The organism is Pseudomaricurvus alcaniphilus, assembly GCF_011440395.1.
GTDB classification, from domain to species: Bacteria; Pseudomonadota; Gammaproteobacteria; order Pseudomonadales; family Cellvibrionaceae; genus Pseudomaricurvus; species Pseudomaricurvus alcaniphilus.
Genome location: NZ_JAAOIX010000001.1, coordinates 1179200 through 1203745, shown reverse-complemented (window position 1 = coordinate 1203745; position 24546 = coordinate 1179200). Strand labels below are relative to the sequence as shown.

The window sequence follows — 24546 nt, the reverse complement described above, 5'->3', positions numbered from 1 at the left end:
ACGTAACAAGCAGGAGAGGTGACAATGAATTTTGAACGACTCAATCCGTTGACCGGTGACGTGGCCAGCAGTGCCCGCGCCATGCAGCCCGCCGATATCCCCGCAATTGCCGAGGCGGCGCAAAAGGGCTTTGCCGCCTGGTCGCAGCAGGGCCCCAACGCCCGCCGCGCGGTGCTGATAAAAGCGGCGGCGGCGCTGGAGAGCAAGCAGACCGAGTTTGTCGACGCCATGATGAATGAGATCGGCGCCACCCAGGGCTGGGCCATGTTTAACCTGATGCTGGCGGCCTCCATGCTGCGCGAGGCGGCGTCTATTACCACCCAAATCGGCGGTGAAGTGATTCCCTCCGACAAGCCCGGCTGCCTGGCGATGGCGGTGCGCGAGCCAGTGGGGGTGATTCTCGGCATTGCCCCCTGGAATGCGCCGATTATCCTCGGCGTGCGCGCCGTGGCCACCGCCCTGGCCTGTGGTAACGCAGTGATTCTGAAAGCGTCGGAATCCTGCCCGCGCACCCACGAGTTGATTGTCGAGGCGCTGGCAGAAGCCGGCTTCCCCGAGGGCACGGTCAATGCCGTCACCAACGCTCCGGCCGACGCCGCTGAGGTGGTGGGCGCGCTGATCGACCACCCGGCGGTCAAGCGCATCAACTTCACCGGTTCCACTGCGGTGGGCAAGGTGATTGCCAGGCGCGCCGCCGAGCACCTCAAGCCCTGCCTGCTGGAATTGGGAGGCAAGGCGCCGCTGATCGTGCTGGAAGACGCCGATCTCGACGAGGCGGTGAAAGCCGCGGCCTTCGGCGCCTTTATGAACCAGGGCCAGATCTGCATGTCCACCGAGCGCCTGGTGGTGGTGGGTGCGGTGGCCGATGCCTTCGCCGCCAAGCTGGCCGAGAAGGTGAAAAGCATGGCGACCGGCGATCCGCGCGAGGGCAAGACGCCGCTCGGTGCCGTGGTGGATATGAAAACTGTCGACAAGGTCAACGCCCTGATCGACGACGCGGTGGGCAAAGGTGCGCAATTGTTGAGCGGTGGCAAGGGTGAATCCGTGCTGATGCAGGCCACAGTGGTGGCCGGTGTTACCAGCGAGATGGCGATTTATCGCGAGGAGAGCTTCGGCCCGGTGGTGGCGATGATCCGCGCCAAAGACGAAGCGGATGCGATTCGCATCGCCAATGACAGCGAGTACGGCCTCAGTGCCGCGGTCTTCACCACCAATGCCGCCCGCGGATTGAAGGTGGCGCGCCAGATTCATTCAGGCATCTGCCATGTCAACGGCCCCACTGTGCACGACGAAGCACAAATGCCGTTTGGTGGTGTGGGCGCTTCCGGTTACGGCCGCTTTGGCGGCAGGGCCGGTATCGACAGCTTTACCGAGTTGCGCTGGATCACTATGGAAACCGAGCCGGGTCACTACCCGATATAAGTCGGCTGGCCAATTTAACAACCGTTGGCCAATTGAAAAAAACGTTAAACACATTGCTTTTACCCTGAAAGAAGGACATGAAGATGACAACTGAACGCAAAGAAGAAGATACAGTCGCCTACACCGTGGAAAACGGCATTGCCTGGGTGAGCTTCAATCGCCCCGAAAAACGCAATTGCATGAGCCCCAAGTTGAATCGGCAGATGATGCGGGTGCTGGACAAACTGGAGTTTGATGACGAGGTGGGTGTGCTGGTGCTCACCGGTGAAGGTTCGGCCTGGTCTGCAGGCATGGATTTGAAAGAGTACTTCCGCGAGATGGAAGCGCTGGGCCTGGGTGGCACTCGCCAGGCGCAGAGAGAGTCTTACGGTTGGTGGCGGCGCCTGCGCTGGTACCAGAAGCCCACCATCGCCATGGTGAATGGCTGGTGCTTCGGCGGTGGTTACGGCCCCCTCTACGCCTGTGACCTGGCGTTTGCGGCGGAAGAGGCGCAGTTCGGTCTCAGTGAAATCAACTGGGGTATTTTACCCGGCGGCGGCGCCACCAAGGTTGCTACCGACCTGATGCCGATGCGCAAGGCTATGTACCACGCCATGATGGGCGAGAATATCGATGGCAAAACCGCGGTGGAGTGGGGCCTGGTTAACGAAGCCCTGCCGCTGGCGAAGCTGAAGGACCGGGTTACCGCGGTGGCCAATGTCTTGCTGGAGAAAAATCCGGTGGCGCTCAAGGCGACCAAGGATGCCGTGCGTCGGGTGGGGGAAATGACCTACGATAACGCCGAAGATTATTTGATCCGCGCCCAGGAGGCCGCCAACAGCTACGACAACACCGGGCGCAAGGAAGGCATCAAGCAGTTCATCGATGACAAGACCTACAAGCCGGGCCTCGGCGCCTACGATAAGTCCAAGCAGCAAGGTTAAGGTGTAAAAGTTAAGGAAAATAACGATGGACTATGTTCGCTTCCACAGCCAGTTGCACCCGGCCAGAATGGCGTTGACTGACCTGATCAGTGCGCGCCAGTGGCGCTATGCAGAGCTCGACCACTATATTGCCACCTGCGCTGCGCTACTGGCCGCAAGGGGGGTGAGCGAGGGTGACCGGGTTGCCTGCCTGGCGAAAAACTGTGCCGAAATCGTGGTGTTGCACCTGGCTTGCGCGCGCCTCGGCGCGCTATTTGTGCCGCTTAACTGGCGCCTGTCGGCGGCGGAGTTGGCGGTGCTGGTAGAGGACTGCCAGCCCACGCTCATCTTTTTCGACGGGTCGGTGACCGAATTGTTGCCCGATGCCCCGGCGGCGGCAACGGTTGCCATTGACCAGCTGCAAAGTCTCTGTGCCCAGGTTGAACCTGTTTGGCCTGGGCACCGGTCGGAAGACCTGCCGTCGCTGATACTCTACACCTCCGGGACCACCGGCAAGCCCAAAGGGGTGATGCTAAGTGAGCGCAACCTTACCGAGACTGCCATTAATTTTTCCCTGTTGGGAGAGGTAGATAGCGAGAGTGTATTTCTCTGTGAATCGCCCATGTTCCATATCATTGGCATGATCACGTCACTGCGGCCGGTATTTTTATGTGGCGCCCAGGTGATGATCTCCGACCGTTTTATTCCGGAGCGCACCCTGGCCAGGCTGGCCGACCCACAACTGGGTATCAGCCATTACTTTTGTGTGCCGCAAATGGCGGTGGCCTTGCGCGCCGAGCCAGGTTTTGATGCGGGCAAGCTGCGCGGGCTAAAGGCGCTTTTCACCGGCGGTGCACCTCATCCGGAAGCACAAATTCGTGATTGGCTCGATGTCGGCATCTCCATTGTCGATGGCTATGGCATGAGCGAGGCCGGCACCGTGTTCGGCATGCCGCTGGACAGGGCCCTGATCGCGGCCAAGGCCGGCTGTGTGGGAATTCCGTCACCGCGCATTCACGCGCGGGTGGTTGATGAGCAAAACCAGCCGGTAGATGTCGGGGTTCCCGGCGAGCTGCAACTCAAAGGCGACAACATCGCGGTGGGTTATTGGCGGCGGCAAGAGGACTATCAAAATGCGCTCACCGAGGACGGCTGGTTCTGCACCGGGGACGTGGTCGCTCTCGATGCCGACGGTTACTATCGGGTCACCGACCGCAAGAAGGACATGTTTATCTCCGGTGGCGAAAATGTCTACCCGGCGGAAGTGGAAGCGCTGCTGGTAAAATACCCGGGCATTCGCGAGTTGGCGGTGGTCGGCGTGCCGGATGAGCAGTGGGGCGAGGTCGGTTGCCTGTTTTATGTGACCGATGGCGCTGACCTCAACCCGGAGCAACTGCTCGGCTCTTTGACTTCACAGTTGGCCAAGTACAAAATACCGAAGAAAACGATGGCCCTGGAGGCGCTGCCGCGCAACAGTCTGGGTAAGGTGTTGAAACACGAATTGCGCGAGAAGTTCTCCGCCACAGCTCCCTGAGGTGCAGGCCCGATTATGATCCAGGCAGATAAAGTAGTTGCTATCGATGTCCATGTCCATGCGGAAGTGTCGTGCACGGACCCTGAAGATCCGGTCATGGGCAAATTCTTTGACGCCGCCAGCAGTTATTTCAAGGCTCCGCGGCAGCGGCCCACTATTCAGGAAACCATTGACTATTACCGCCAGCAGAATATGGCCTTCTGCCTGTTCACAGTGGATTGCGAAGCCGGCGTCGGCGCCAGGCGAATCCGCAATGAGGAGATTGCCGAGCTGGCCAGGGTCAACTCGGATGTGGTGATTCCCTTTGCCTCAATCGACCCTCACAAGGGCAAGTTGGGGGCGCGGGAGGCGCGTGATTTAATCGAGAACTGGGGAGTGCAGGGTTTCAAATTTCACTCGCCTATGCAAGGCTGCAGCCCGGCTGATCGTATGGCCTACCCCATTTACGAGGTGATCGCCGAGTACAAGTTGCCGGCGATCTTCCATACCGGCCACTCGGGTATGGGCACCGGCCTCAAGGGCGGCGGTGGGATCAAATTGAAGTATGGTCAGCCCATGCTGATCGATGAGGTGGCGGTGGACTTTCCCGACATTAATTTTATCCTCGCGCACCCGGGCTGGCCCTGGACCGATGAAAGCCTGTCCATGGCGCTGCACAAGGCCAATGTCTATATCGATCTCAGCGGCTGGTCGCCGAAATACTTTCCCGAGCAAATCGTCCGCTACGCCAATACCCAGCTCAGTCACAAGATGTTATTCGGCTCGGACTTTCCCCTGATACGTCCCGACGCCTGGGTCGAAGCGGCGCAAAAAGTGGGTTTCAAGGATCACGTGCTGCAGGCCATTCTCAAGGATAATGCGGTGAAGTTGTTGGGGCTGGATGGTTCCAGTTCCCCATGAGTGCGGCCAATGCCTTTGTCAGCCAGCTCTATCACCTGGCGGTAGACAAGGGCCTGGACGGGGATAAGTTGCTGGCCGCCGCCAATCTCAGTCCGGCGGATATCGATGCCCCGGATGTGCGGGTGGAAACCGAAAAGCTGGCAATCATTGTCGAAAGCATTTGGGATCACCTGCAGGATGAATCCATGGGCTTGTCGGTGTCGCCTATACCCCGTGGCGCCTTTTACCTGATGGGCAAGCTTGCCATTCTGGAGCCCAGTCTTGGCAAAGCCCTGCGCGAGGGGATTCGATTTTACGGCATGGTCAGCGGGGCTTATACCCTGCGGCTTGCGGTCAATGGTGAAAGTGCCGCGCTTTTGTTTCACATGAGTACGCCGGAAACTGACCCACACCACTTGTTTGCCGAAATCACTTTGATGGCCTGGCACCGCATGGCCTCCTGGCTGATCTCGGAAAATGTCACGCTCAACGAAGTCTATTTTAATTATCCCAAACCCGCGCACGTGAGCGAGTACGCGTACCTGTTTCCCGGCCAGCATCGGTTTGACCAGCCCGAGCTGGGCTTTTCTTTTCACAGCAAGTTTCTGCAGCGCGAAGTGTCACAAAGCTTGTCGGCACTGAGGGCGTTTATTGAGCGCTGCCCGATGGAACTGTTTATGCAGCCAACCACCGACTTCAGTGTCGCGTTTGACCTGCAAAAACTGCTCAAAAGATATCTGCGCGATGGCTTTCCGGTGATCGAAGAGGCGGCGCAAAGCCTGCATATGACCAAGCGCACCCTGATGCGCAAGCTCAAGCAGGAGGGCACTTCCTACCAGCAGATCAAGGATCTGGTGCGCCGCGACCGGGCGATTTGGTTGCTCACCAGTCACACCATGCCCCTCGGGGAGGTGGCCGAAGCGCTGGGCTTTTCCGACCCGGCGGTCTTTGCCCGAGCCTTTAAAAGCTGGACCGGAGTCACCCCGCGGGACTACCGGCTAAAAACCCATAAACCCATAGCCGCGCATCAGAGTTGACCCACAGGCCCCTGCGTTGGTGCCCCTGGCGCCTGTGTTGGCGCTGTTTATTGTTGGAAATGCAGGGCATTATAGAAAAAACTAATATCCTGGAGCGGTATTCGAACATCCCAATTCGGGCGCCTGGGCGTATGATAGCCCCCATAAAACCTATCCATCAGCTCAAGTTATATAGTTCAGGGAGTAGACCATGCCAGTTTGTGTTACCGATATCGAACGCGTACCGGACAATATCGTCAGCCTGTACCAGGGGGCGGAAGTCGCCACTGTGCACGAAGCCCAGGGACGCAAGGGGCTGCTCGCCTCCTACATGAAACCCATTTATCGTCCCGCCAAAATTGCCGGCCCTGCGGTGACCTGCGAGGTGGCTCCCGGTGACAACTGGATGCTGCACGTGGCGGTAGAGCAGTGTCGCCCCGGTGATGTGCTGGTGGTAGCACCCACCAGTCCCTGTGAAGACGGCTATTTCGGCGATCTGCTGGCGACTTCGCTCAAGGCGCGCGGTGTGATCGGCCTGATCATGGACGCCGGGGTGCGGGATATCGCCACCCTTACCGAGATGGGTTTTCCGGTCTGGTCCAAGGCGGTATTTGCCCAGGGCTGTGTCAAGGAAACCGTGGGTAACGTCAATATTCCAGTGGTCTGTGCCGGCGCCCTGATCAACCCCGGTGACCTGATCGTCGCCGACGATGACGGCGTGGTGGTGGTGCGTCGCGAAGAAGCCGAAGCGGTACAGGCCAAAGTGGCCCAGCGCAGCGCCAATGAAGAGGCCAAACGGGTTCGGTTCGAAGCCGGGGAACTGGGGCTGGACGTTTACAATATGCGCCCGCGCCTGGCCGAGAAGGGCCTGCGCTACGTCAAAACCCTGCAGGACGTATAAGCCATGCAAACGGCCATTCCCTGCATGGTGATGCGCGGCGGCACTTCCAAGGGCTTGTATTTTCTCGCCTCCGATTTGCCCGCCGATACCGCTGCCCGCAATCGGCTGTTGCTGGCCGCCATGGGCTCTCCCGATGAGCGCCAGATCGATGGTATGGGCGGTGCCCATCCGCTCACCAGCAAGGTGGCCATTGTCAGCCCATCGGCGGATCCGGACACCGATGTGGATTACCTGTTCCTGCAGGTGGTAGTGGACAAGGCGGAAGTCAGTGACTCGCAGAACTGCGGCAATATCCTCGCCGGTGTCGGCCCCTTTGCCATCGAGCGCGGGCTGGTGGACGCGGCGGAAGGATTTACCGACGTGCGCATCCATATGGTCAATACCGGCGCGCGAGCGGTGGCGCGGGTGGAAACCCCCGGGCGCCGGGTCAACTACCAGGGCGACGCCCGTATCGACGGCGTACCCGGTACCGCTGCGCCGGTGCCGATTGATTTTCTCGACATTGCCGGCTCCAGCTGCGGTGCACTGCTGCCCACCGGCAATATTGTCGACCGGGTCGAGGGGGTCGAGGTTACCTGCATCGACAACGGTATGCCGGTGGTGCTGTTGAAGGCCGGCGATTTCGGTCTCAGCGGCAGTGAGTCCCCGGCTGAGCTGGAGGCCAATGCCGAGCTCAAGGCGCGCATCGAGCAGATCCGCTTGGCGGTCGGGCCGCTGATGAAGCTCGGCGATGTCAGCAACAAGACCGTGCCGAAGATGAGCCTGGTGTCGGCCCCCCTGGCGGGCGGTGCGATCAATACCCGCACTTTCATTCCCCATCGGGTGCACGAGGCCATCGGTGTGTTGGGCTCAGTCAGCGTCGCCAGTGCCTGTATGCTGGCCGGCTCGGTGGCCGAGCAGGTGACCGGTTTGCAGGCCCGCGACGGTGTCTGTCGACTGGACGTGGAACACCCCACCGGCTTTTTTACCGTGGAGATGGATGTCAGCGGCAGCGCGCAGCTGGATACTTTCCAGGTCAACCGCGCCGCCTTGCTGCGCACTGCGCGCCTGCTGATGCGCGGTGAGGTGCTGGTGCCCGCGACTGAGGTGAACAAGTAATGAACATTGAGCGCATATGCCTGCTCGGTCTGGGGGAGGTCGGTCGCACCCTGGCGGAAGACCTGCTGCGCGGCTCGGCCGTGGAGCTGCAGGTTTGGGATGCGCAGCTCGACCGGGCCGATAGTGCGGCGGCAAAAAATTACCAGGCGCTGGCTGCTTTAGCTGGAGCGCAAGATACGCGCCTGCAGCGCGCCAGCAGCGGCGCGAGTGCGGCCTTGAACTGCCAGCTGGTGCTGTCTGCCGTCACCGCCGACCAGGCCATAAACGCGGCGCGCGCTATCTTGCCGGGCCTGGCCGATAATACCTGGTTCGTGGATTTGAATTCCGTCTCGCCCGTGACCAAGCAACAACTCAGTCACGCGGTGGAAAAAGTGGGTGGGCGCTTTGTCGAGGCGGCCATCATGTCGCCCATCGGACCGCAGCGCAGTGCTGCGCCGATGTTATTGGCGGGGCCACAAGCCAGCGATTTCGAAATTTTGGGCCGCGACCTGGGCTTTAGCGCCATGCGAGCCGTGTCGCCGTCACTGGGCGTCGCTGCCGCCACCAAGATGTGCCGCAGCGTCATCATCAAGGGTATGGAAGCCCTGGTCACCGAGTCGCTGTTGGCAGCCCGCTATTACGGCGTCGATGGGGCGGTGCTGGAATCGCTCAACGACTTGTTTCCCCGCCCGGATTGGTCGCAACACGCCCAGTACCTGATTTCCCGCTCGTTGCAGCACGGCGGCCGGCGCGCGGCAGAGATGCGCGAAGTCGCCAAAACCGTACATGAAGCCGGCTTGACCCCCTGGATGAGCGAGGGCTGCGTCGAGCGCCAGGCCTGGGCGGCACAATTTCACAGCCTGCTGCAGGAGCCGACCCTGGGGGGAATGCTCGATGCCATGCAGGCCCAGCTCGATCAACACAATAACCCACACGAGTAATGCGCTATGATTATTGATTGTCACGGACACTACACCACTGCACCGGAGCCGCACCAGCTGTTTCGCGAGGCGCAAATCGAGGCCTTTAAAAAGGGCACTGCGCTGCCAGAAGTACCGACCATCAGCGACGACCAGATTCGCGAGAGCGTCGAGCAGAACCAGTTGCGCTTGTTGCAAGAGCGCGGCGCCGATATGACCATCTTTTCGCCCCGCGCCTCCACCATGGCTCATCACGTCGGCAATGAGGCGGTGTCCAAGCAGTGGACCTCAGCCTGTAACGACCTGATCAAGCGGGTGGTGGACTTGTACCCTGAGTACTTTATCGGTGTCTGCCAGCTGCCCCAGTCGCCCGGTGTCTCCATCGCCAACTCTGTGGCCGAGCTGGAGCGCTGCGTCAACGAGCTGGGTTTTGTCGGCTGCAACCTGAACCCGGATCCGTCCGGCGGTCACTGGACCTCGGCGCCCCTGACCGATCGCAGCTGGTACCCCTTCTATGAAAAGATGGTGGAGCTGGATGTGCCGGCCATGGTGCATGTGTCCGGATCCTGCAATCACAACTTTCACGCCACCGGCGCCCACTACCTGAACGCCGACACCACCGCGTTTATGCAGTTTCTGCAGGGCAACCTGTTCAAGGATTTTCCCGATCTGCGCTTTATCATTCCCCACGGCGGCGGCGCGGTACCCTACCACTGGGGTCGTTTCCGCGGCCTGGCGGATATGCTCAAGCAGCCGCCGCTGGCCGAGCACGTGATGAAAAACGTCTACTTCGATACCTGTGTCTACCACCAGCCCGGCATCGATCTGTTGTTCCGGGTGATCGATATCGACAACATCCTGTTCGGCTCGGAAATGGTTGGCGCCGTGCGCGGTATCGATCCGGAGACCGGGCAGTATTTCGATGACACCAAACGCTATGTGGACGCCTTGAACCTGAACGAAGAAGACCGCTACAAGGTCTATGAAGGTAACGCCCGCAAAGTCTATCCGCGGCTGGATGCCAGCCTTAAGGGGAGGGGCCTATGAGCAAGTTCACTATGGATGCCGATTGGCTGCACTGGCACCAGTCGCCGTCGAAGCCCGCTTACACCCCGCCGGCCGGTGCCGTGGATGCCCACTGCCACGTGTTCGGCCCCGGCGACCAGTTCCCGTTCGCACCGGAGCGCAAGTACACCCCGTGTGACGCCTCCAAAGACCAGTTGTGGGCCCTGCGCGACTACCTGGGTTTCTCCCGCAATGTGATTGTCCAGGCTACCTGTCACGGCGCCGATAACCGCGCCTTGGTCGATGCCCTCAACCACTCCAACGGCATGGCCCGGGGTGTGGCGACAGTGAAGGGCAGTGTCACCAACGCCGAGCTGGAGCAGCTGCACGCCGCCGGCGTGCGCGGGGTGCGGTTTAATTTCGTCAAACGGCTGGTGGATGCGCTGCCCTTCGATTCGCTGCAATCCATTGCCGAGCGCATCAAGCATCTGGGCTGGCACATCGTGATTTATTTTGAAGCCCAGGAGTTGCCGGAGCTGTACGACTTCTTTACCGCGCTGCCCACCACTGTGGTGGTCGACCATATGGGCCGGCCCGATGTGAGCAAGCCGGTGGACGGCCCGGAATTCCAGCTGTTTGTAAAGTTGATGCGCGAGCACGAAAACTTCTGGTCCAAGGTGACCTGTCCGGAGCGATTGTCCTTGGCGGGGCCACCGGACTACGGCGACGTGGTCCCTTTCGCCCGCCACATTGTCGATGCCTTTCCGGATCGCGTATTGTGGGGCACTGACTGGCCGCACCCTAATATGAAGAGCCACGTACCCGACGACGGCAAGCTGGTGGATTTTATTCCCAAAATCGCACCCACTGCGGAGCTGCAACAGAAGCTGTTGGTGGACAACCCCATGCGCTTGTACTGGCAAGATTAAGTACTTGTTGATGAGCGTTTTAAGAAAGCGAAATAGCAAATAACAGGAGGATTTATGGCTCTGGACAAACCCTATGAGGATGTTCCCGGAACCACCATTTTCGACGCCGATATGGCGCGCAAGGGTTTTCATCTAAACCAGTTTTGCATGTCGCTGATGAAGGCTGGCAACAGAGACGCCTTCAGGGCCGACGAGCGCGCCTATCTGGACCAGTGGCCCATGACCGAGGCGCAGAAGCAGGCGGTGCTGGACCGGGATTACAACCGCATGATGGCGCTGGGCGGCAATATCTATTTCCTGGCCAAGATATTCTCTTCCGATGGCATCAGCTTCCAGGCCGCGGCTGCCACCATGACCGGCATGAGCCAGGCGGAGTACGCCCAGATGATGCTCGACGGTGGACGTTCGCCGCAGGGCAATATGTACAAAGAGGACAAATAATATGGCTAAAATTACAGCGGGAGTCTGTACTTCCCACGTGCCGGCCATCGGTGCGGCAATCGACAACGGCAAAACCGGCGATGACTACTGGCGGCCGATGTTTGCCGGCTACGAATACTCGAAGCAGTGGATTGCCGAGCAGAAGCCGGACGTGATTTTACTGGTCTACAACGATCACGCCTCCGCCTTTGATTCCAACCTGGTGCCCACCTTTGCGATTGCCACCGGCGAGGAATTCAAGCCCGCCGATGAGGGCTGGGGCCCGCGACCGGTACCCAATGTCAAAGGCCATCCGACCCTGGCGTCGCATATCGCCCAGTCGGTGATCCAGGATGAATTCGATCTGACCATCGTCAATAATCTCGATGTGGATCACGGCCTCACCGTGCCCCTGTCGTTGCTGTTTGGCCAGCCCAGTGAATGGCCTTGCCGGGTGATCCCCATTGCCGTTAATGTGGTGTTGTACCCGCCGCCGTCTGGCAAGCGCTGTTACGCCCTGGGCAAGGCCCTGCGCCGTGCGGTGGAATCCTTTGACGATAATCTGAACGTGCAGGTCTGGGGCACTGGCGGCATGAGCCACCAGCTGCAGGGTCCGCGCGCGGGCTTGATCAACCAGGAATTCGACAACGATTTTCTCGACCGTATCGTCGACGATGCCGAGGCCCTGGCCCAGGTGCCGCACATCAATTACGTGCGCGAGGCCGGCTCCGAGGGCATCGAACTGGTGATGTGGCTGATTGCCCGCGGCGCCCTGAATGACAAGGTCACGCTAAAGCATCGCTTTTATCACGTGCCGGCGTCGAATACGGCAGTGGGCCATTTGGTGCTGGAAAACAGTTAGTACCTATCCGGAAGCCAGGAAATTGCCAATTTGCCGTCATTCCCGCGCAGGCGGGAATCCATAGATTTTAATCGGTTACTGGATCCCCGCCTGCGCGGGGATGACAAAAAGCAGCGTTCCTGGATGGACACTAGTTAACTGAACAAAATAAGGCAGGAGAAGATTATGAAAGTTATGGTAGTAGGCCCTGGCGCCTTTGGTATCAAACACCTGGACGGCATCAAGAACATTGCCGGCGTCGAGGTGGTATCCCTGGTCGGTCGCGACCTGGAGAAAACCCGGGAGGTGGCAGACCAATACGGTATTGGTCATGTGTCGGTGGATCTGGCCGAGGCGCTGGCAGCAACCGAAGCACAGGCGGTAATTCTGTGCACACCCACCCAGCAGCACGCGGCGGAATCCATTCAATGCATGCAGGCCGGCAAGCATGTGCAGGTGGAAATTCCCCTGGCCGACAGCTGGGCCGATGCCGAGGCGGTGATGCAAACCCAAAAAGACACCGGCCTGGTGTGCATGGTGGGGCACACTCGTCGTTTCAACCCCTCGCACCAGTGGGTACACAACCATATCAAGGCGGGCGAACTGAACATCCAGCAGATGGACGTGCAGACCTATTTTTTCCGGCGCAAGAACATCAATGCCAAGGGCGAGCCACGCACCTGGACCGACCACCTGTTGTGGCACCACGCCGCCCACACGGTGGATTTGTTTGCCTACCAGGCCGGCTCACCCATCGTCAAGGCCAACGCCATCCAGGGCCCGATTCACCCGGAGTTGGGTATCGCCCTCGATATGTCCATCCAGCTGCAGGCCGAGAACGGCGCTATCTGTACCCTGTCCCTGTCGTTCAATAACGATGGCCCGCTGGGCACTTTCTTCCGCTATATTTGCGACAATGGCACCTATATCGCCCGCTATGACGACCTGGTGAACGGCAAGGAAGAGCCCGTGGATGTTTCCAGGGTGGCGGTGTCCATGAACGGTATTGAACTGCAGGATCGCGAATTTTTCAGCGCCATCGCCGACGGCCGCGAGCCCAACTCCAGTGTCGCCAAGGTACTGCCGTGCTACAAGGTACTGCACGAACTGGAGCAGCAACTGCAAGGCTAACGGGCACTCCGTGTTCTCTGCTTCCCGCTTCGGCGGGGGCAGAGCTTTTTCCTCGCTCGACCGCCGTGCTAGTATTCGCCAGTGCCGCTAACCACCCAGACCGTAGCTCGCACTTTTTTATCGCATTTTTTTAGCGCACTTTTTTATCGCATTAGTTACCGCAGTAGTTATCGCAATAAATTTAACCGCAGGAAACGCTCATGCTACAGCGCACCATTGACACTCGCAAAGTCCCGGCCATGGGCCTCGGCTGTATGAACCTCAATCACGCCTACGGCCAGGCGCCCGGTGAAACGGACGCTATTCGCCTGCTGCACCGGGCCTTTGATTTGGGGGTGCGACATTTCGACACTGCCGCGCTGTACGCCTTTGGTGCCAATGAAATCCTGCTGGGTAAAGCTCTGGGCGTTTATCGGCAGGAGATTTTCCTGGCCAGCAAGTGCGGCATGACCGGGGTCGACGGCAAGCGAGTGATCGACAATCGGCCGGAGACATTGGTCGCAACTGTCGAGCGAGCGCTGCAGAGCCTGCAAACGGATCATATCGACCTTTACTATTTGCACCGCTGGGACAAGCAGGTACCCATTGAGGAGACGATCGGGGTCATGGCGCGGATGGTGGAGCAGGGCAAGGTGGGGGCACTGGGTTTATCGGAAGTGTCTGCCGCGACTCTGCGCAAGGCCCACGCCGTGCACCCCATTGCCGCTGTACAGACGGAATATTCACTCTGGACCCGCAACGCGGAGATCGCCATGCTTGATGCCTGCAAGGATATTGGCGCGGCGTTCGTGGCGTTCAGCCCGCTGGCTCGTGGCTTCCTGACCGCGACCATCGACGACCCGGAAACCCTGGAGGCGAAAGACATCCGCCGCGGCATGCCGCGCTTTCAGCAGCCCAACTTCGACGCGAATATGACGTTGCTGGGGCCATTTAAGGAGTTGGCTGCGCAGGCCAATTGTACCCCCGGGCAGCTGGCATTAAATTGGGTACTGAACCAGGGCGAGCATATCATCCCCATTCCGGGTACTCGTTCTATTGCTCACCTCGAAGAAAATGTCCAGGCCGCAGAGCTGGATATCGATGCGGCAATTTTGCAAGCCGCCGGTGAGTTGATCAATCAAACCAGCGTAACCGGGCCGCGCTACCCAGCCGCCACCCAGGCGGAAATCGACACCGAAGAGTTTGCTTAAGCAGAATCTCGAGTCCGCTTACCGGGTTGATTGGCGGCGTGGCGAACGTCGATTGCCGAGGTTGCGCAGCTGACGCGCTCAAGCCCGTCCATGGGTCGCTCGACTGCCGACGCCCCCCAGGGGGCCCTCTCTTCAAGCTTCGCTTGAATTCACCTTGTCGCTGTCGGCAGACGGTCAGCTGCGCAACCTCGGCAATCGCCTCACTAACCTCTATAGCGGCTACTGAGTTAATCCGCAAAAAAGCGAGTGCTATTGCTCCGCTATGTCCACATCGTCGAGTCGCTTTAACGAGCGTATGCCGGCAAACAGGTAGTAGCCGCCGACCGCGACGCCCAGCGCCATGACCCCACCCAGTGCCACCGTGGCGACCGGGGAGAGCAGAGCGGCCACCGCCCCGGCACGGAAGTCACCCATTTTGTTGGAGGTGGCGATAAAAATCGTGTTGACCGCGGCGACCCGGCCGCGCAGGGCGTCCGGTGTGGCCAGTTGCAGCAGGGTGTTGCGAATATTCATGCTGACCATGTCCGAGGCGCCATAGATCCACAGTGCCAGCAGACTGAGCCAGTAATTGCTGGAGAAGGCAAACAGGATAATCGACAGGGCGAAGATCGTCAGCGTCAAAAACAGGCTCTTGCCGGCCTGGTTAAACGCCGGCAGGCGGGTCAGTGCGATTCCCATCATCACCGCGCCGAGGGCGGGCATGCCACGCAGAAAGCCGAGCGCTTCCGGGCCGACTTGCAATATATCGATGGCGTAGACGGGCAGCAGCGCCATGACGCTGCCGAACAGAACCGCGAACAAGTCCAGGGAAATACTGCCCAGTATTATCGGGTTGCCGCGGATAAAGCGAATGCCGCCCAGCACCTGGCCCCAGCCTTTTTGCAGCGGTTTTACATGGGGCAATTTGGGGATGGCAAAAAACAATAGCGTTCCCATGCCGCCGAGCCCGGCCATGATCCAGTAGCTGCCGTAGTCGAACCAGGCCAGCAGCAAGCCGGCGATAAACGGGCCGCTGGTGGAGGCGACGTTCCAGACGGTTGCGGTCAGGGCCACGGCCCGCGCCAGTGCCTGGCGGCTGACAATATTGGGCAGGATGGCCTGTTGCGCGGGGCCGTAGAATGCCCGGGCGCTGCCGTGCAGGAACAGCAGGAAAAAGATGCCCTGCTTGTCCACCTCGCCCGGTTGTGCCTGTTGGATCCGCTGCATCACCAGGGCGAGGCCGATCAGCACCAGGGTTTCCGCCAGCGCACAGGCGAACAGTACCTGGCGGCGGGGAAAGTGATCCACCACCCAGCCGGTGACGATAAACAGCCCCAGCACGGGAATGATTTGCACCAGGCCCACCAGCGCCAGGTCAAAAGGGTCGCCGGTAAGCTGGTAGAGGTGCCAGCCGATAATCACCGACAGCATCGAGCCCACCAGGCTGATAAACACACGGGCGGCGAGGTAGGGGATTAATACGCTGTAGTTCATGTTGCTGCTTCGGTGGTGGCTGGCGAGGTCGGCACCATAAGGTGTGGCAATTGGCCGGGCAAGTAAAAAATGTTTAACGTCTCAAAGGCTGGCTGCTGCCGGCTTGCTGTTGGCTAATCGCCGGGTTATCGGTTTCCGGGCTATTCGTATCCTGGTCATTGGCTTCCCCGCAGCCCGCTTCTGCACAAGTTGCAGTGTTACGCCAGTTCCCGCTTAAACAACGCCAACATGCGGCCCCAGGCGCGCTCCGCCTGCGCCTCGTTGTAGACCCTCGAGTCCAGCGGGCACCAGCCGTGCATGGCGCCGGCATAGACCTCGATCTCGGCGTCGACGTTGGCGGCATCGCTGGCTACCCGTAACAGGGTTTTGGCTTGCGGGTCTTTCTCATCGTCGTTCTCGGCGATGGCAATCAGCAAGCCGGCCTTGACCTTGGGCAGCAGCAGGTGGGGACTGTCGGTGGCATCGCTGGCCAGGCCGCCGCCGTGGAAGGAGGCGCCGGCGCCGATACGTTCCGGCAGGGCCGCGGCCAGGCGAATAACGTAGGAGCCGGTCATACAGTAGCCGCAAGTGCCGATTTTGCGCGATGTATCAACGGCGGCGAGACTGTCCAGGTAGGCGACAAACGCGGTGCCATCGCTGACACAGGTGTCCGGCGACAGGCTTCTGGCGTGGGGCATCAGGCGCTCGCGTACCTCCGGCATGTGGAAGCCTTCACCAGTGCTGATAATGTCGCCCTTGTGGGTGCGGTAGTAGGGGTTCACCACCAGCACCGTGTAGCCGGCACTCGCCAGGCGCTTGCCCATCATTCGAAACGCCGGGCGGATACCCATGATGTCGGGCCACATGATGACCGCCGGGTGCTTGCCTTTGGCCGGGTGCACCAGGTAGCAGTCCGCTGCGCCGGCGGGGGTAGTGACCAGCACGTCAGACTCCACTACTGCAGGCTCGCCCGCCTGGGCGGCACTGGCGGTGGTTGGCAACATCGCCGCCAGCATGGCCGCTGATACACCGGCACTGAATTCGCGGCGGGTCAGGTTTCCGGCGCTAGCCTGGGTCGCGCGGTATTTGTCGTTATCCTGTTCGGTAAACTCGTCACACATAACTCACTCCTGTTGTAAAACATGTCCGGCAATATTAGAAAAACTCTTTAGCAAGCATAAGTTCAGTAGCCAGCAGCCATTAATGCTCGCCAGCAAACCGGACTTCGGCCTCATGGCCGTGGGCAGTCACCTCGTTTTTATACACCCATTGGAAGCGCTCGGCCAGTTTGCGCGTGAGGTCCAGGCCGAGGCCAAATCCCAGCTCCTGCAGGTCGTCGGCGGCGCTGTGATTGCGATTGACAATGGCGACCCGGGCGCCTTCCTGCTCGATCCATACCTCCCCGGCCTGGGTGTGCTGAAAGGCATTGCGGATCAGGTTGGCGAGCATAATTTGCACCGCTATGCGGGGCAGGGGCAGCACTGTCGGCCGGGTGTCGATATGTACTTCAACCTCTTTGCCCTGCAACAGGTAGCGCAGGTCCTGGCAGGTTTGTGCCAGCATCTGGTCAAGCTCAACCGGCTCCGTTGGCAGGTTGGATTCCGCCTCGCGGCTGAGCCATAACAAGGTGTCGGTCAAGTGGTTCATGGTGGCGCTGGCGCGCTCGATGCGCGCAATTACCTTGCGCTCTTTCTCCGGCGGATCGGGGTTGAGCTTGTGCAGCAGTTCCACATTGCTGCGCACGGTGGCGATGGGGGTGCGCAGTTCGTGGCTGGCGTGGCGCAGGAAATCGTGTTCCCTATCCAGCGCCTGTTGCACGAACAGCAGGCTGCTGCGCACTATCTCAGCCAGGGTATTCAATTCGTTGTAGCGAAAATCCGGTGCCGGTTGACGCAGGTTTTCCGGCTGCAAGCCTCGGGCCCAGTCGCGCAGTGCCTCCATGGGGTTGGAGATGGAGCGCAGAATCAGCAACAGCAACAGGGTAAACACCACGATCACGGACAACCCCAGCAGTAGGGCCGATTTCACCAGGTTGCGACCGCCGCCGTGAGCACGCGGCGGCGGCGTGTTGATTTTGTCCATGGTCCTGGAGACATAGCGCAGTTCACCGGCGGGCGTTCGCACCAGCATCAAAAAATGCATTTCGCTGGGCCGTGAAAACAGGTTTTCCTGCACATGCGCTTTGTTGAACTGGAACTCGGTTGGCGGCGCGGCCGGGAAGTGCTGGCGCACAACAGGGGGCACGTCAGCGTAATTTTTGGTGATATGGTAGCCGAGCAAGCTGGCCTGGCCGTCGTCGCCCAGCACGGCCTCGTTGGCCACATTGATCATCAAGTGCTGATTGGCTTTATCCAGCCCCTCGATAAAGTACTGTACCGTGACCACGAAGTAGAGTGCCGCCAGGCTGGTAATCAGGAACACCAGGGTACCGAGCAGGTAGAGGCGAATACTGAGGCGAATTTTCATATCACTCCCGCAGGGCGAAGCCGACGCCGCTGAGGGTGTGGATCAGTGCCGGTGCGCCGTCGGCGTCGACCTGCTTGCGCAAATTAAACAGGTGCACCTTCAGGCTGTTGCTGTCCGGCGGATCGTCGCCCCAAACCAGTTGCATCAGCAATTCGCGGCTCACCGGGGCCGGACTGTGCCGGGCCAGCACTTCGAGAATGCGAAATGCGGTGGGTGACAGCTTTAGCGGCCGCCCTTGCCGGAAGGCTTTTTTTTCCCGCACATCCACGCGCAGGTCGGCCACTTGCAAGCGCTCCACCTGGCCGCTGCGACGCTTGGCCAGGGCCTGGGCACGGGCGATCAACTCTTCCATGGCAAAGGGTTTGACCAGGTAGTCGTCGGCCCCGGACTCGAAGCCTTCGAGCTTGTTCGCCAGGCTGTCGCGGGCGGTGAGCATGATCACCGGTGTGTCGATGCCTGCGGCGCGCATGGCGGTGCAGACATCGAGACCGTTCAGGCGCGGTAAATTGATGTCGAGGATAATCGCCTGGTAGGTGTGTTTCTGGATCAGTGCCAGCCCGGCCACGCCGTTGGCGGCGTGGTCGCAGTTGATCGCTTCCAGTTCCAGGTAGTCGACGATGGTGGCCGCCAGGTCCAGGTCATCTTCGATCAGTAACAGGTTTAACATGTGGTGACTAGGTCCGCTGCGGTGTGCACTGTCAGGGTGGGTTTTGCCAGCAATCCCTGTACATCCGCCTGAATGCGCAGCAGGGCCGGTATCAGGATCAGGGTTATCAGCGTCGCAAACAGGATACCATAGCCGAGGGCCGCTGCCGCCGGGATCAGGAATTGTGCCTGCAGGGAGGTTTCGTACAACAGCGGCGCGAGGCCGGCAAAGGTGGTGACCGAGGTCAGTAACACCGGGCGCAGGCGACTGGTGCAGGCCTCGATGATGGCCTCGCCGGTGGTCATGCCGCCGTCTTTCAGTTCGTTGTAGCTCGACACCAGCAGCAGGCTGTCGTTGACTACCACACCGCTCAGGGCCAACACGCCGTTGAGGGACAGGATGCTGATGGTGAGGTCGTTCCACCAGTGGCCGAGGATGGCGCCGACCACCCCGAAGGGTATGGCGGTCATAATCAGCAGCGGCTGGACATAGGAGCGCAAAGGGATGGCCAGCAGGGCATAAATGACCAGCAGGGTGAGCAAAAACATGTGCGCCATAGAGCTGGTGGTTTCCGCCTGCTCTTCCGCTTCACCGCCAAAATGGACGTCCAGGTCGTGGTATTGGCTCTGCAGTTGTGGCAGCACATCGCGCTCTAATTGGGCGACCAGTTGGTTGGAGGAAACAACGGATTTATCCACCACTGCGCTGATGTAAGTGGCGCGCAAACCGTCGATGCGGGTAATGTCAGTCTCGGAAAATTCCGCGCTGATATTGGCCACCGAGCTCAGCGGCAGCACACGGCCGTCGTCGAGGCGAATGCGGGCCTGGAGGATGTCCGCCTGGGTTTGGCGCTGGGCCGAGGGGTAACTCACCCGCACTTCCACCTCATCCTTGTCGCGCTGGAATTTTTGCACAAAGCTGCCACCGAAGGCCTGCAAGATCTGCTCTGAGAGCATCGCGGTATCCAGTCCCAGGGCGCGGCCCTGCTCGGTCAGCTCAAAGCGCAGCTGCGGCTGGCCCGGGCTCATATTGTCGTCGATGCCGCTGACCCCGGGAGTTTGGCTCAACGCTGCTTTTAATTGCTTGCCCGCGGCCAGCACGGTAGCGCTATCCCAGCTTTTCAGTTCCACTTTGAAATTGTCCACCATGACTCTGCTGGCGCGTACCTGCAACTGGCGCACGCCCTCGGGGGCGCCGATCAACTGTTGCCAGAGTTTACTGAATTCACTGCTGCTGTAGGGGGCATCGCCGCTCAGCTCAACGGTGATGGCGCCGGACAAATCATCTTCGGCCACCAGTTGCAAGCCGGTGATGGCACTGGGGTCAGCGGAGTCTGGACCGCGCAACTGCTGGTCGGCCTGCCAGGCGGCCTGTTCCAGGCGCAACAGGTTGGCGTGGGTCTGGCCGAAGCTGGCGTCGGTCTGCATATCCAGGCTGGCGCTGACCACGTCCCCGGGAATGTCGGGGAAAAATGACACGCGCACGCCGCCGGTGAACGGCAGGCCGGCCACTAGGATCAGCAGCGTCAGGAACCCCAGCACCACCGCGTAGCGCAGCCGCAGCGCCGTCTCTACTGCCGGGCGATAGAGCCGTTGATTAAACCACTGCAAGCCGCGATCGGCACCCTGTTGGATGCGCGGCCACAGGGTGCGCCAACCGTTTTGGCCGGAGCTTTCGCTGCGGCGGGTATTGATATGGGCCAGATGCGCGGGCAGGATCAGCTTCGATTCCACCATCGACAGCAACAGGCAAATGGTGACTACCGTGCCGAACTGGGCGTAGATCTTGCCCAGATTGCCGTCGACATTGGACAGTGCCATAAACGCGGCCACCGTGGTCAGCACGCCAAATACTGTGGGCACCGCCACCTTGAGGGTGCCGCGCACGGTATTGGCGAGGCTGTCGCCGTGGGCGCGGCGGGTGCTGTAGATGCTTTCGCCCACCACCACCGCGTCATCCACCACGATCCCCAGTGCCATAATAAAACCAAAGGTGGTCATCTGGTTGATGGTGAGACCGGTAAACCGGTCGGTCATAAAATAGAGCGTGCCGAAGAACACGAACGGCAGGCCCGCCGCTACCCACAGGGCAACGCGCACATTGAGAAACAGCGCCAGCACGATAAACACCATGGCAATACCGGTGATGGCGTTGCCAGTCAGCAGTGCCAGCCGGTCCTTGATGGTAGTGCTTTTGTCGTACCAGACTTGCAGCTGCACGTCGCTGGGCAGCATGCCGCCCTGCTGCCACTCTTGCACCACTTGTTGGGCCTCGTCGACAATGCGGGTGATATCGCCGTTCTCGTCCATCAGCAATTGAATGCCGATACCGTTTTGGCCGTTGTAGCGCGACAGTACAAAACTGTCGTCGTCAAAGGTCTCGATCACGCTGGCCACATCGCCGAGGCGTACCACGCTGCCGTCAGTGCCGCTGAGCAGGGTAATGTTGCGGAACTGGTCGCGGTTGTAGGCCTGCTCCGAGGCGGTCAGGCGCAGCACTTTCTGTTCATTGCGCAGGCTGGTGGTCAGGGCCGAGGCCGACTCGGCATTTATGGCGCTGGCGATGTCGGCCAAGGTCAGGCCGTAGGCTTGCAGGGTCGCCTCATCCACTTCGATGGCGATAATGGGTTCGGCTTTGCCGGACAAGCTCAGCTCACTGATGGCCGGGCGAGCCAATAGCTCCGCTTTCAGGCGCTCCGCCAGCGCCTGCAGGGTGGCGTGCTCGGCGTCGCCATAAAGCTGGATCCAGGCGGCGTGATCCTGGCGGCGGGCCTTGCTGATCACCGGCTTTTCCGCTTCCGCGGGAAAGTTGTTGATGGCGTCCACCTGGTTTTTAATGTCCGCCAGCAGCACGTCCAGGTCGTAGTCACTGGTTTTTTCGATATTGACTGAACTGCCTTTGGCATTGGAGGTGGAGGTGATGCGCTTGATGCCGGGTACACTCTCCAGTGCCTCTTCGATTTTCAGGGCAATACCTTCCTCGGCCATAGCCGGGGTGCCGCCATCGTAGACCACCGATACCCGGACATAATCCGGCTCCAGGCTGGGGAAGGCCTCCTTGCGAATACTGCTGAGGGACAACAAGCCCATGGCGATAACCGCTATCAGCAGCAAATTGGCGGCCACCGGGTTGCCGGCAAACCAGCCGATAATGCCGCCATTAAGGGGCTTACCTGGGGCCGGGCCGGGGTGGGGAAATTGATTGGCGTTCATGATTTCTCCTCCAGCCGCGCATTGACCCGCATGCCGGCCAGGTAGGTATTAAGTGGCCGCACCACCACCTGGCCACTGCTCAGGCCCGCCGGGGGACGTACATAACTGTCATTGCCTTTGGCGAACACCACGGTGGCCGGCCGGGTTTGCAGCTGCTGCTGTTCGTCGACCAGCCAGAAGTACCCACTCTGGGTAATCGCCGAGGTGGGAATCTTCCACACATCGTCCACTTCGCGGCCGCTGATGCGGGCGCTGGTGAAAGTACCGGGGTAGAGTGGTGTCGGCAGCGCCAGCGGTGTGTCCACGGTCACCACCAGCGAGCGCTGGCGGCTGTCGCTGGCCAGGTGTTGGCTGACCCGGGTCACATAGGCGGGCCACTGCTGTTGACTCTCCGCACTCTGCAGCAGCACCGGCCAGGGCTCGGCGTCGAGGCTGGCCGGGGCGGGCAGGTTTTGCCACTGGCTGGCAGACAGGGGAATCTCGATTTCCAGGCGCTGGCTGCTGTAGAGCATGGCGACCTGGGTTCCGGCTTGCAGATAACTGCCCGGTTGAATGTCGCGGCTGACCACCAAAGCGTCGAAGGGAGCCCGCAGCACCGTGTTGTCCAGGTCGCGCTGGGCGGCGGCGAGTTGCTCGCGGGCCTTGACCAGGTTGGCTTCGGCGGCCTGCAATTGCGGTTCACGCAGTACCAGCGGTGAATCCGGTGCGCCGCTGAGGCCGGATTGTTGCCACTCCGCCCGCGCCTGTTCACCCTGACGCTGCTCCTCCAACAGTGCCAGTTGTGCTTCCGCCACTGCCGCCTGGGCGCTGGCCAAGGCCTGGCGGTAGTCGGTTTGATCCAGGGCTGCCAGCACATCCCCCTGGCGCAATTGCTGGCCGCTGACGAACTGCGGGCTCAGGCTCTCCACCCGGCCGCTGATTTCCGTGCTCAACGCCAGTTGGTACTCCGCTTTGGCTTCACCGTAACCGGTCACCTCGGCGCGGTAGCTGGCGGCTTGCACCGGCACCACACTGACTTCGATAAACTGCGCGGCATTTGCCTTGGCCGGGCGCGGCATTTGCGCCTGCTGTTCTATCTGGGCGCCGTTGAAAGCGATGGCCAGCGGAATGCCGAGGGCGGCAATGGCGGTGACCAGAATAACTTGCAACCGTTTTTGCAGGGGCCACAGTTTTTTTCTTGCTCCTGGCCCGGCGTTCGGCTGTTCGGTTTCGGTGTTCAGATGCGTGCTCATGAGGTGACTCCCAGGCCCAGGGCCAGGCCCAAATCGATGCGATTGGCCAGCCGTTGGTAAGTAATTTGTGTCAGTTGTGCCTGCAGGTTGAAGGCCTGTTGTTGTACCGTCAGCAGGTCGAGGATATCCACCAGTCCCTGGCGGTATTTACTCTCGTAGCTGGTGGCGCTGCGGCGGGCGCTGGCCAGCGCGTCACTGAGGTGTTGCTGCTGCTGTTGCAGGGCTTGTTCCTGGCCGAGGGCGTTGTTGACTTCCGTCACTGCTGTCAGCAGTGTTTGCTGGTAGGCGTAAAATTGTTGTTCGGCGCTCAAGCGGGCCACTTCGGCCGCGGCCCGGAGCCGGCCACCCTGGAACAGCGGCGCAGTGATCTGGCCGAGCAGGCTCCAGGCGGGGCTGGTCAACAGGGCGTCCGCCGGGGAGGCCGCCAGGTCGCTGAGGGCAGCGGACAGGTTGAAGGAGGGCAGCAGCTCTTTGTAGGCTACCTCGCTGCGGAAGCCGGCGGCGAGAATATTGTAGTAGGCCTGCTGTAAATCCGGTCGCCGCGCCAGGTCCTGGTCGGGCAGGGCCGCCAGCGGTGTGATTACCTGCGGGAACTCCCGGGCCTGGGGCAGCTGGGCCTGCAGACCTTGCAGACCGAGCAATTGCTGCAAGCTGCGCTCGGAGCTCGCCAGGTCTTGCCGGTAGCCGGCCAGAGTAGATCGAGTGCTGGCACTGTTGCTGCGGGCGTTGTCCAGCGCCTCGAGATCGCCCAGGCCGCTGCGATAGCGCTGGGTGATCAATGTCTCGTTACTCTCCAGTATTGCCAACCGCTCCGTCTCGATGGTGATCAACTGGCGCCGCAGGACGATGTCCAGCCAGGCTTGCATCACGCTGGCGCTGAGCAGGTCGCGGGCGGCTTGCAGTTCGGCGCTGGAGCTGGCGAATTCCATTTCCGCTGCGCTGACCCCGTCGCCGAGCTTGTGCCATAAATCCAGCTCCCAGCTGATGCTGACATTGGCGTTGTAGCTGGTATCGGTATCCTCCGCGCGACTTTCGCTCAATCCGAGCGCGGCACTGGGCAGGCGTTCCGCAGCGCTGATCTGGCGGTTGGCGCGGGCGATCTGCAGCGCCAGTGCGGTTTGCTGCAGGCCGGGGTTCTGTTGCAGGGCTTGCGCCACCAGGGCATCGAGTTCGGTGCTGCTGACCAGGTCGGTGATCTGGCTGACCGCTGCGGCATCGGTTTGCGTGTACTGCCAGGCTTCGATGCTCGTCCGCGAGCTGTCTGCCGCAGGCGCGAGATCGCTGCCTGGCAGAGTGCTGCAGCCGGCCAGCGCCAGCAGTGCCAGGCTTATAAAGGTGGGTTTGAGGTGACCGTAGAGGTCCATTGAGTGT

21 protein-coding genes are annotated in these 24546 nt (G+C 60.6%); 14 read left to right on the top strand and 7 right to left on the bottom strand.

Translation table 11 applies throughout. The features are described 5' to 3' along the window. Positions 1-24: 24 nt before the first annotated feature. From G8764_RS05110 to G8764_RS05045, 14 genes are all read left to right on the top strand, one after another. Positions 25-1422, top strand: a complete 1398-nt coding sequence (locus G8764_RS05110) for an aldehyde dehydrogenase (protein ID WP_166162475.1) — start codon at positions 25-27, stop codon at positions 1420-1422. Between the two features lie 83 nt (positions 1423-1505). After that, a complete protein-coding gene (locus G8764_RS05105) occupies positions 1506-2345 on the top strand; it encodes a p-hydroxycinnamoyl CoA hydratase/lyase (protein ID WP_166162473.1) in 840 nt (279 codons plus the stop codon). 25 nt (positions 2346-2370) lie between these two features. Further along, positions 2371-3858: an AMP-binding protein gene (locus G8764_RS05100; protein WP_166162471.1), complete on the top strand. Its 1488-nt coding sequence runs from the start codon at positions 2371-2373 to the stop codon at positions 3856-3858. 15 nt (positions 3859-3873) lie between these two features. Continuing rightward, positions 3874-4758: an amidohydrolase family protein gene (locus G8764_RS05095; RefSeq protein WP_166162469.1), complete on the top strand. Its 885-nt coding sequence runs from the start codon at positions 3874-3876 to the stop codon at positions 4756-4758. Then, the gene (locus G8764_RS05090; protein ID WP_166162467.1) at positions 4755-5774 is read left to right on the top strand and encodes an AraC family transcriptional regulator; all 1020 of its coding nucleotides are present in this window, start codon (positions 4755-4757) and stop codon (positions 5772-5774) included. The genes G8764_RS05095 and G8764_RS05090 overlap by 4 nt, the downstream gene beginning before the upstream one ends. A 190-nt stretch (positions 5775-5964) precedes the next feature. Beyond that, entirely contained in the window at positions 5965-6654 is a 690-nt protein-coding gene (locus G8764_RS05085; protein ID WP_166162465.1) for a 4-carboxy-4-hydroxy-2-oxoadipate aldolase/oxaloacetate decarboxylase, read from the top strand. A gap of 3 nt (positions 6655-6657) precedes the next feature. After that, complete coding sequence (locus G8764_RS05080; RefSeq protein ID WP_166162463.1) at positions 6658-7752, top strand: 4-oxalomesaconate tautomerase; 1095 nt, start codon at positions 6658-6660, stop codon at positions 7750-7752. Then, the gene (locus G8764_RS05075) at positions 7752-8672 is read left to right on the top strand and encodes an NAD(P)-dependent oxidoreductase (protein ID WP_166162461.1); all 921 of its coding nucleotides are present in this window, start codon (positions 7752-7754) and stop codon (positions 8670-8672) included. Before G8764_RS05080 ends, G8764_RS05075 begins: the two co-directional genes overlap by 1 nt. Before the next feature lie 6 nt (positions 8673-8678). Continuing rightward, positions 8679-9698, top strand: coding sequence for an amidohydrolase family protein (locus G8764_RS05070; RefSeq protein ID WP_166162458.1), 1020 nt, complete (start codon positions 8679-8681; stop codon positions 9696-9698). After that, positions 9695-10585, top strand: coding sequence for an amidohydrolase family protein (locus G8764_RS05065; RefSeq protein WP_166162456.1), 891 nt, complete (start codon positions 9695-9697; stop codon positions 10583-10585). The genes G8764_RS05070 and G8764_RS05065 overlap by 4 nt, the downstream gene beginning before the upstream one ends. 54 nt (positions 10586-10639) lie before the next feature. Beyond that, positions 10640-11026: a protocatechuate 4,5-dioxygenase subunit alpha gene (gene ligA, locus G8764_RS05060; RefSeq protein WP_166162454.1), complete on the top strand. Its 387-nt coding sequence runs from the start codon at positions 10640-10642 to the stop codon at positions 11024-11026. Between the two features lies 1 nt (position 11027). Next, positions 11028-11867 (top strand): class III extradiol dioxygenase subunit beta, encoded by an 840-nt coding sequence (locus G8764_RS05055; RefSeq protein ID WP_166162452.1) that lies wholly within the window; start codon positions 11028-11030, stop codon positions 11865-11867. Between the two features lie 165 nt (positions 11868-12032). Continuing rightward, positions 12033-12977 (top strand): Gfo/Idh/MocA family oxidoreductase, encoded by a 945-nt coding sequence (locus G8764_RS05050; RefSeq protein WP_166162450.1) that lies wholly within the window; start codon positions 12033-12035, stop codon positions 12975-12977. Between the two features lie 200 nt (positions 12978-13177). After that, positions 13178-14167 (top strand): aldo/keto reductase, encoded by a 990-nt coding sequence (locus tag G8764_RS05045; protein WP_166162448.1) that lies wholly within the window; start codon positions 13178-13180, stop codon positions 14165-14167. A gap of 249 nt (positions 14168-14416) precedes the next feature. Here the strand turns inward: G8764_RS05045 and G8764_RS05040 are convergent, their stop codons facing one another. The 7 genes from G8764_RS05040 to G8764_RS05010 form a co-directional block, all read right to left on the bottom strand. Beyond that, entirely contained in the window at positions 14417-15640 is a 1224-nt protein-coding gene (locus G8764_RS05040; RefSeq protein WP_166162446.1) for an MFS transporter, read from the bottom strand. A gap of 197 nt (positions 15641-15837) precedes the next feature. After that, positions 15838-16740, bottom strand: coding sequence for a dienelactone hydrolase family protein (locus tag G8764_RS05035; RefSeq protein WP_166162444.1), 903 nt, complete (start codon positions 16738-16740; stop codon positions 15838-15840). Between the two features lie 79 nt (positions 16741-16819). Then, positions 16820-18085 carry a sensor histidine kinase gene (locus tag G8764_RS05030; protein WP_166162442.1) on the bottom strand — a complete coding sequence of 422 codons (1266 nt, stop codon included), beginning with the start codon at positions 18083-18085 and terminating at the stop codon, positions 16820-16822. 1 nt (position 18086) lies between these two features. After that, positions 18087-18752, bottom strand: a complete 666-nt coding sequence (locus G8764_RS05025) for a response regulator transcription factor (RefSeq protein WP_166162440.1) — start codon at positions 18750-18752, stop codon at positions 18087-18089. Beyond that, positions 18746-21943: an efflux RND transporter permease subunit gene (locus G8764_RS05020; RefSeq protein ID WP_166162438.1), complete on the bottom strand. Its 3198-nt coding sequence runs from the start codon at positions 21941-21943 to the stop codon at positions 18746-18748. The genes G8764_RS05025 and G8764_RS05020 overlap by 7 nt, the downstream gene beginning before the upstream one ends. Continuing rightward, entirely contained in the window at positions 21940-23175 is a 1236-nt protein-coding gene (locus G8764_RS05015; RefSeq protein WP_166162436.1) for an efflux RND transporter periplasmic adaptor subunit, read from the bottom strand. The genes G8764_RS05020 and G8764_RS05015 overlap by 4 nt, the downstream gene beginning before the upstream one ends. After that, a complete protein-coding gene (locus G8764_RS05010) occupies positions 23172-24539 on the bottom strand; it encodes a TolC family protein (RefSeq protein WP_166162434.1) in 1368 nt (455 codons plus the stop codon). The genes G8764_RS05015 and G8764_RS05010 overlap by 4 nt, the downstream gene beginning before the upstream one ends. Positions 24540-24546 lie beyond the last annotated feature (7 nt).

Excerpts from the sequence above, each read along its gene's own strand:
- G8764_RS05040 (WP_166162446.1), bottom strand. The coding sequence starts at position 15,640 with ATGAACTACAGCGTATTAATCCCCTACCTCGCCGCCCGTGTGTTTATC.
- G8764_RS05110 (WP_166162475.1), top strand. The coding sequence starts at position 25 with ATGAATTTTGAACGACTCAATCCGTTGACCGGTGACGTGGCCAGCAGT.
- G8764_RS05010 (WP_166162434.1), bottom strand. The coding sequence starts at position 24,539 with ATGGACCTCTACGGTCACCTCAAACCCACCTTTATAAGCCTGGCACTG.
- G8764_RS05055 (WP_166162452.1), top strand. The coding sequence starts at position 11,028 with ATGGCTAAAATTACAGCGGGAGTCTGTACTTCCCACGTGCCGGCCATC.
- G8764_RS05050 (WP_166162450.1), top strand. The coding sequence starts at position 12,033 with ATGAAAGTTATGGTAGTAGGCCCTGGCGCCTTTGGTATCAAACACCTG.
- G8764_RS05080 (WP_166162463.1), top strand. The coding sequence starts at position 6,658 with ATGCAAACGGCCATTCCCTGCATGGTGATGCGCGGCGGCACTTCCAAG.
- G8764_RS05020 (WP_166162438.1), bottom strand. The coding sequence starts at position 21,943 with ATGAACGCCAATCAATTTCCCCACCCCGGCCCGGCCCCAGGTAAGCCC.
- G8764_RS05085 (WP_166162465.1), top strand. The coding sequence starts at position 5,965 with ATGCCAGTTTGTGTTACCGATATCGAACGCGTACCGGACAATATCGTC.
- ligA (WP_166162454.1), top strand. The coding sequence starts at position 10,640 with ATGGCTCTGGACAAACCCTATGAGGATGTTCCCGGAACCACCATTTTC.
- G8764_RS05070 (WP_166162458.1), top strand. The coding sequence starts at position 8,679 with ATGATTATTGATTGTCACGGACACTACACCACTGCACCGGAGCCGCAC.
- G8764_RS05030 (WP_166162442.1), bottom strand. The coding sequence starts at position 18,085 with ATGAAAATTCGCCTCAGTATTCGCCTCTACCTGCTCGGTACCCTGGTG.
- G8764_RS05065 (WP_166162456.1), top strand. The coding sequence starts at position 9,695 with ATGAGCAAGTTCACTATGGATGCCGATTGGCTGCACTGGCACCAGTCG.
- G8764_RS05100 (WP_166162471.1), top strand. The coding sequence starts at position 2,371 with ATGGACTATGTTCGCTTCCACAGCCAGTTGCACCCGGCCAGAATGGCG.
- G8764_RS05075 (WP_166162461.1), top strand. The coding sequence starts at position 7,752 with ATGAACATTGAGCGCATATGCCTGCTCGGTCTGGGGGAGGTCGGTCGC.
- G8764_RS05015 (WP_166162436.1), bottom strand. The coding sequence starts at position 23,175 with ATGAGCACGCATCTGAACACCGAAACCGAACAGCCGAACGCCGGGCCA.
- G8764_RS05035 (WP_166162444.1), bottom strand. The coding sequence starts at position 16,740 with ATGTGTGACGAGTTTACCGAACAGGATAACGACAAATACCGCGCGACC.
- G8764_RS05045 (WP_166162448.1), top strand. The coding sequence starts at position 13,178 with ATGCTACAGCGCACCATTGACACTCGCAAAGTCCCGGCCATGGGCCTC.
- G8764_RS05095 (WP_166162469.1), top strand. The coding sequence starts at position 3,874 with ATGATCCAGGCAGATAAAGTAGTTGCTATCGATGTCCATGTCCATGCG.
- G8764_RS05090 (WP_166162467.1), top strand. The coding sequence starts at position 4,755 with ATGAGTGCGGCCAATGCCTTTGTCAGCCAGCTCTATCACCTGGCGGTA.
- G8764_RS05105 (WP_166162473.1), top strand. The coding sequence starts at position 1,506 with ATGACAACTGAACGCAAAGAAGAAGATACAGTCGCCTACACCGTGGAA.
- G8764_RS05025 (WP_166162440.1), bottom strand. The coding sequence starts at position 18,752 with ATGTTAAACCTGTTACTGATCGAAGATGACCTGGACCTGGCGGCCACC.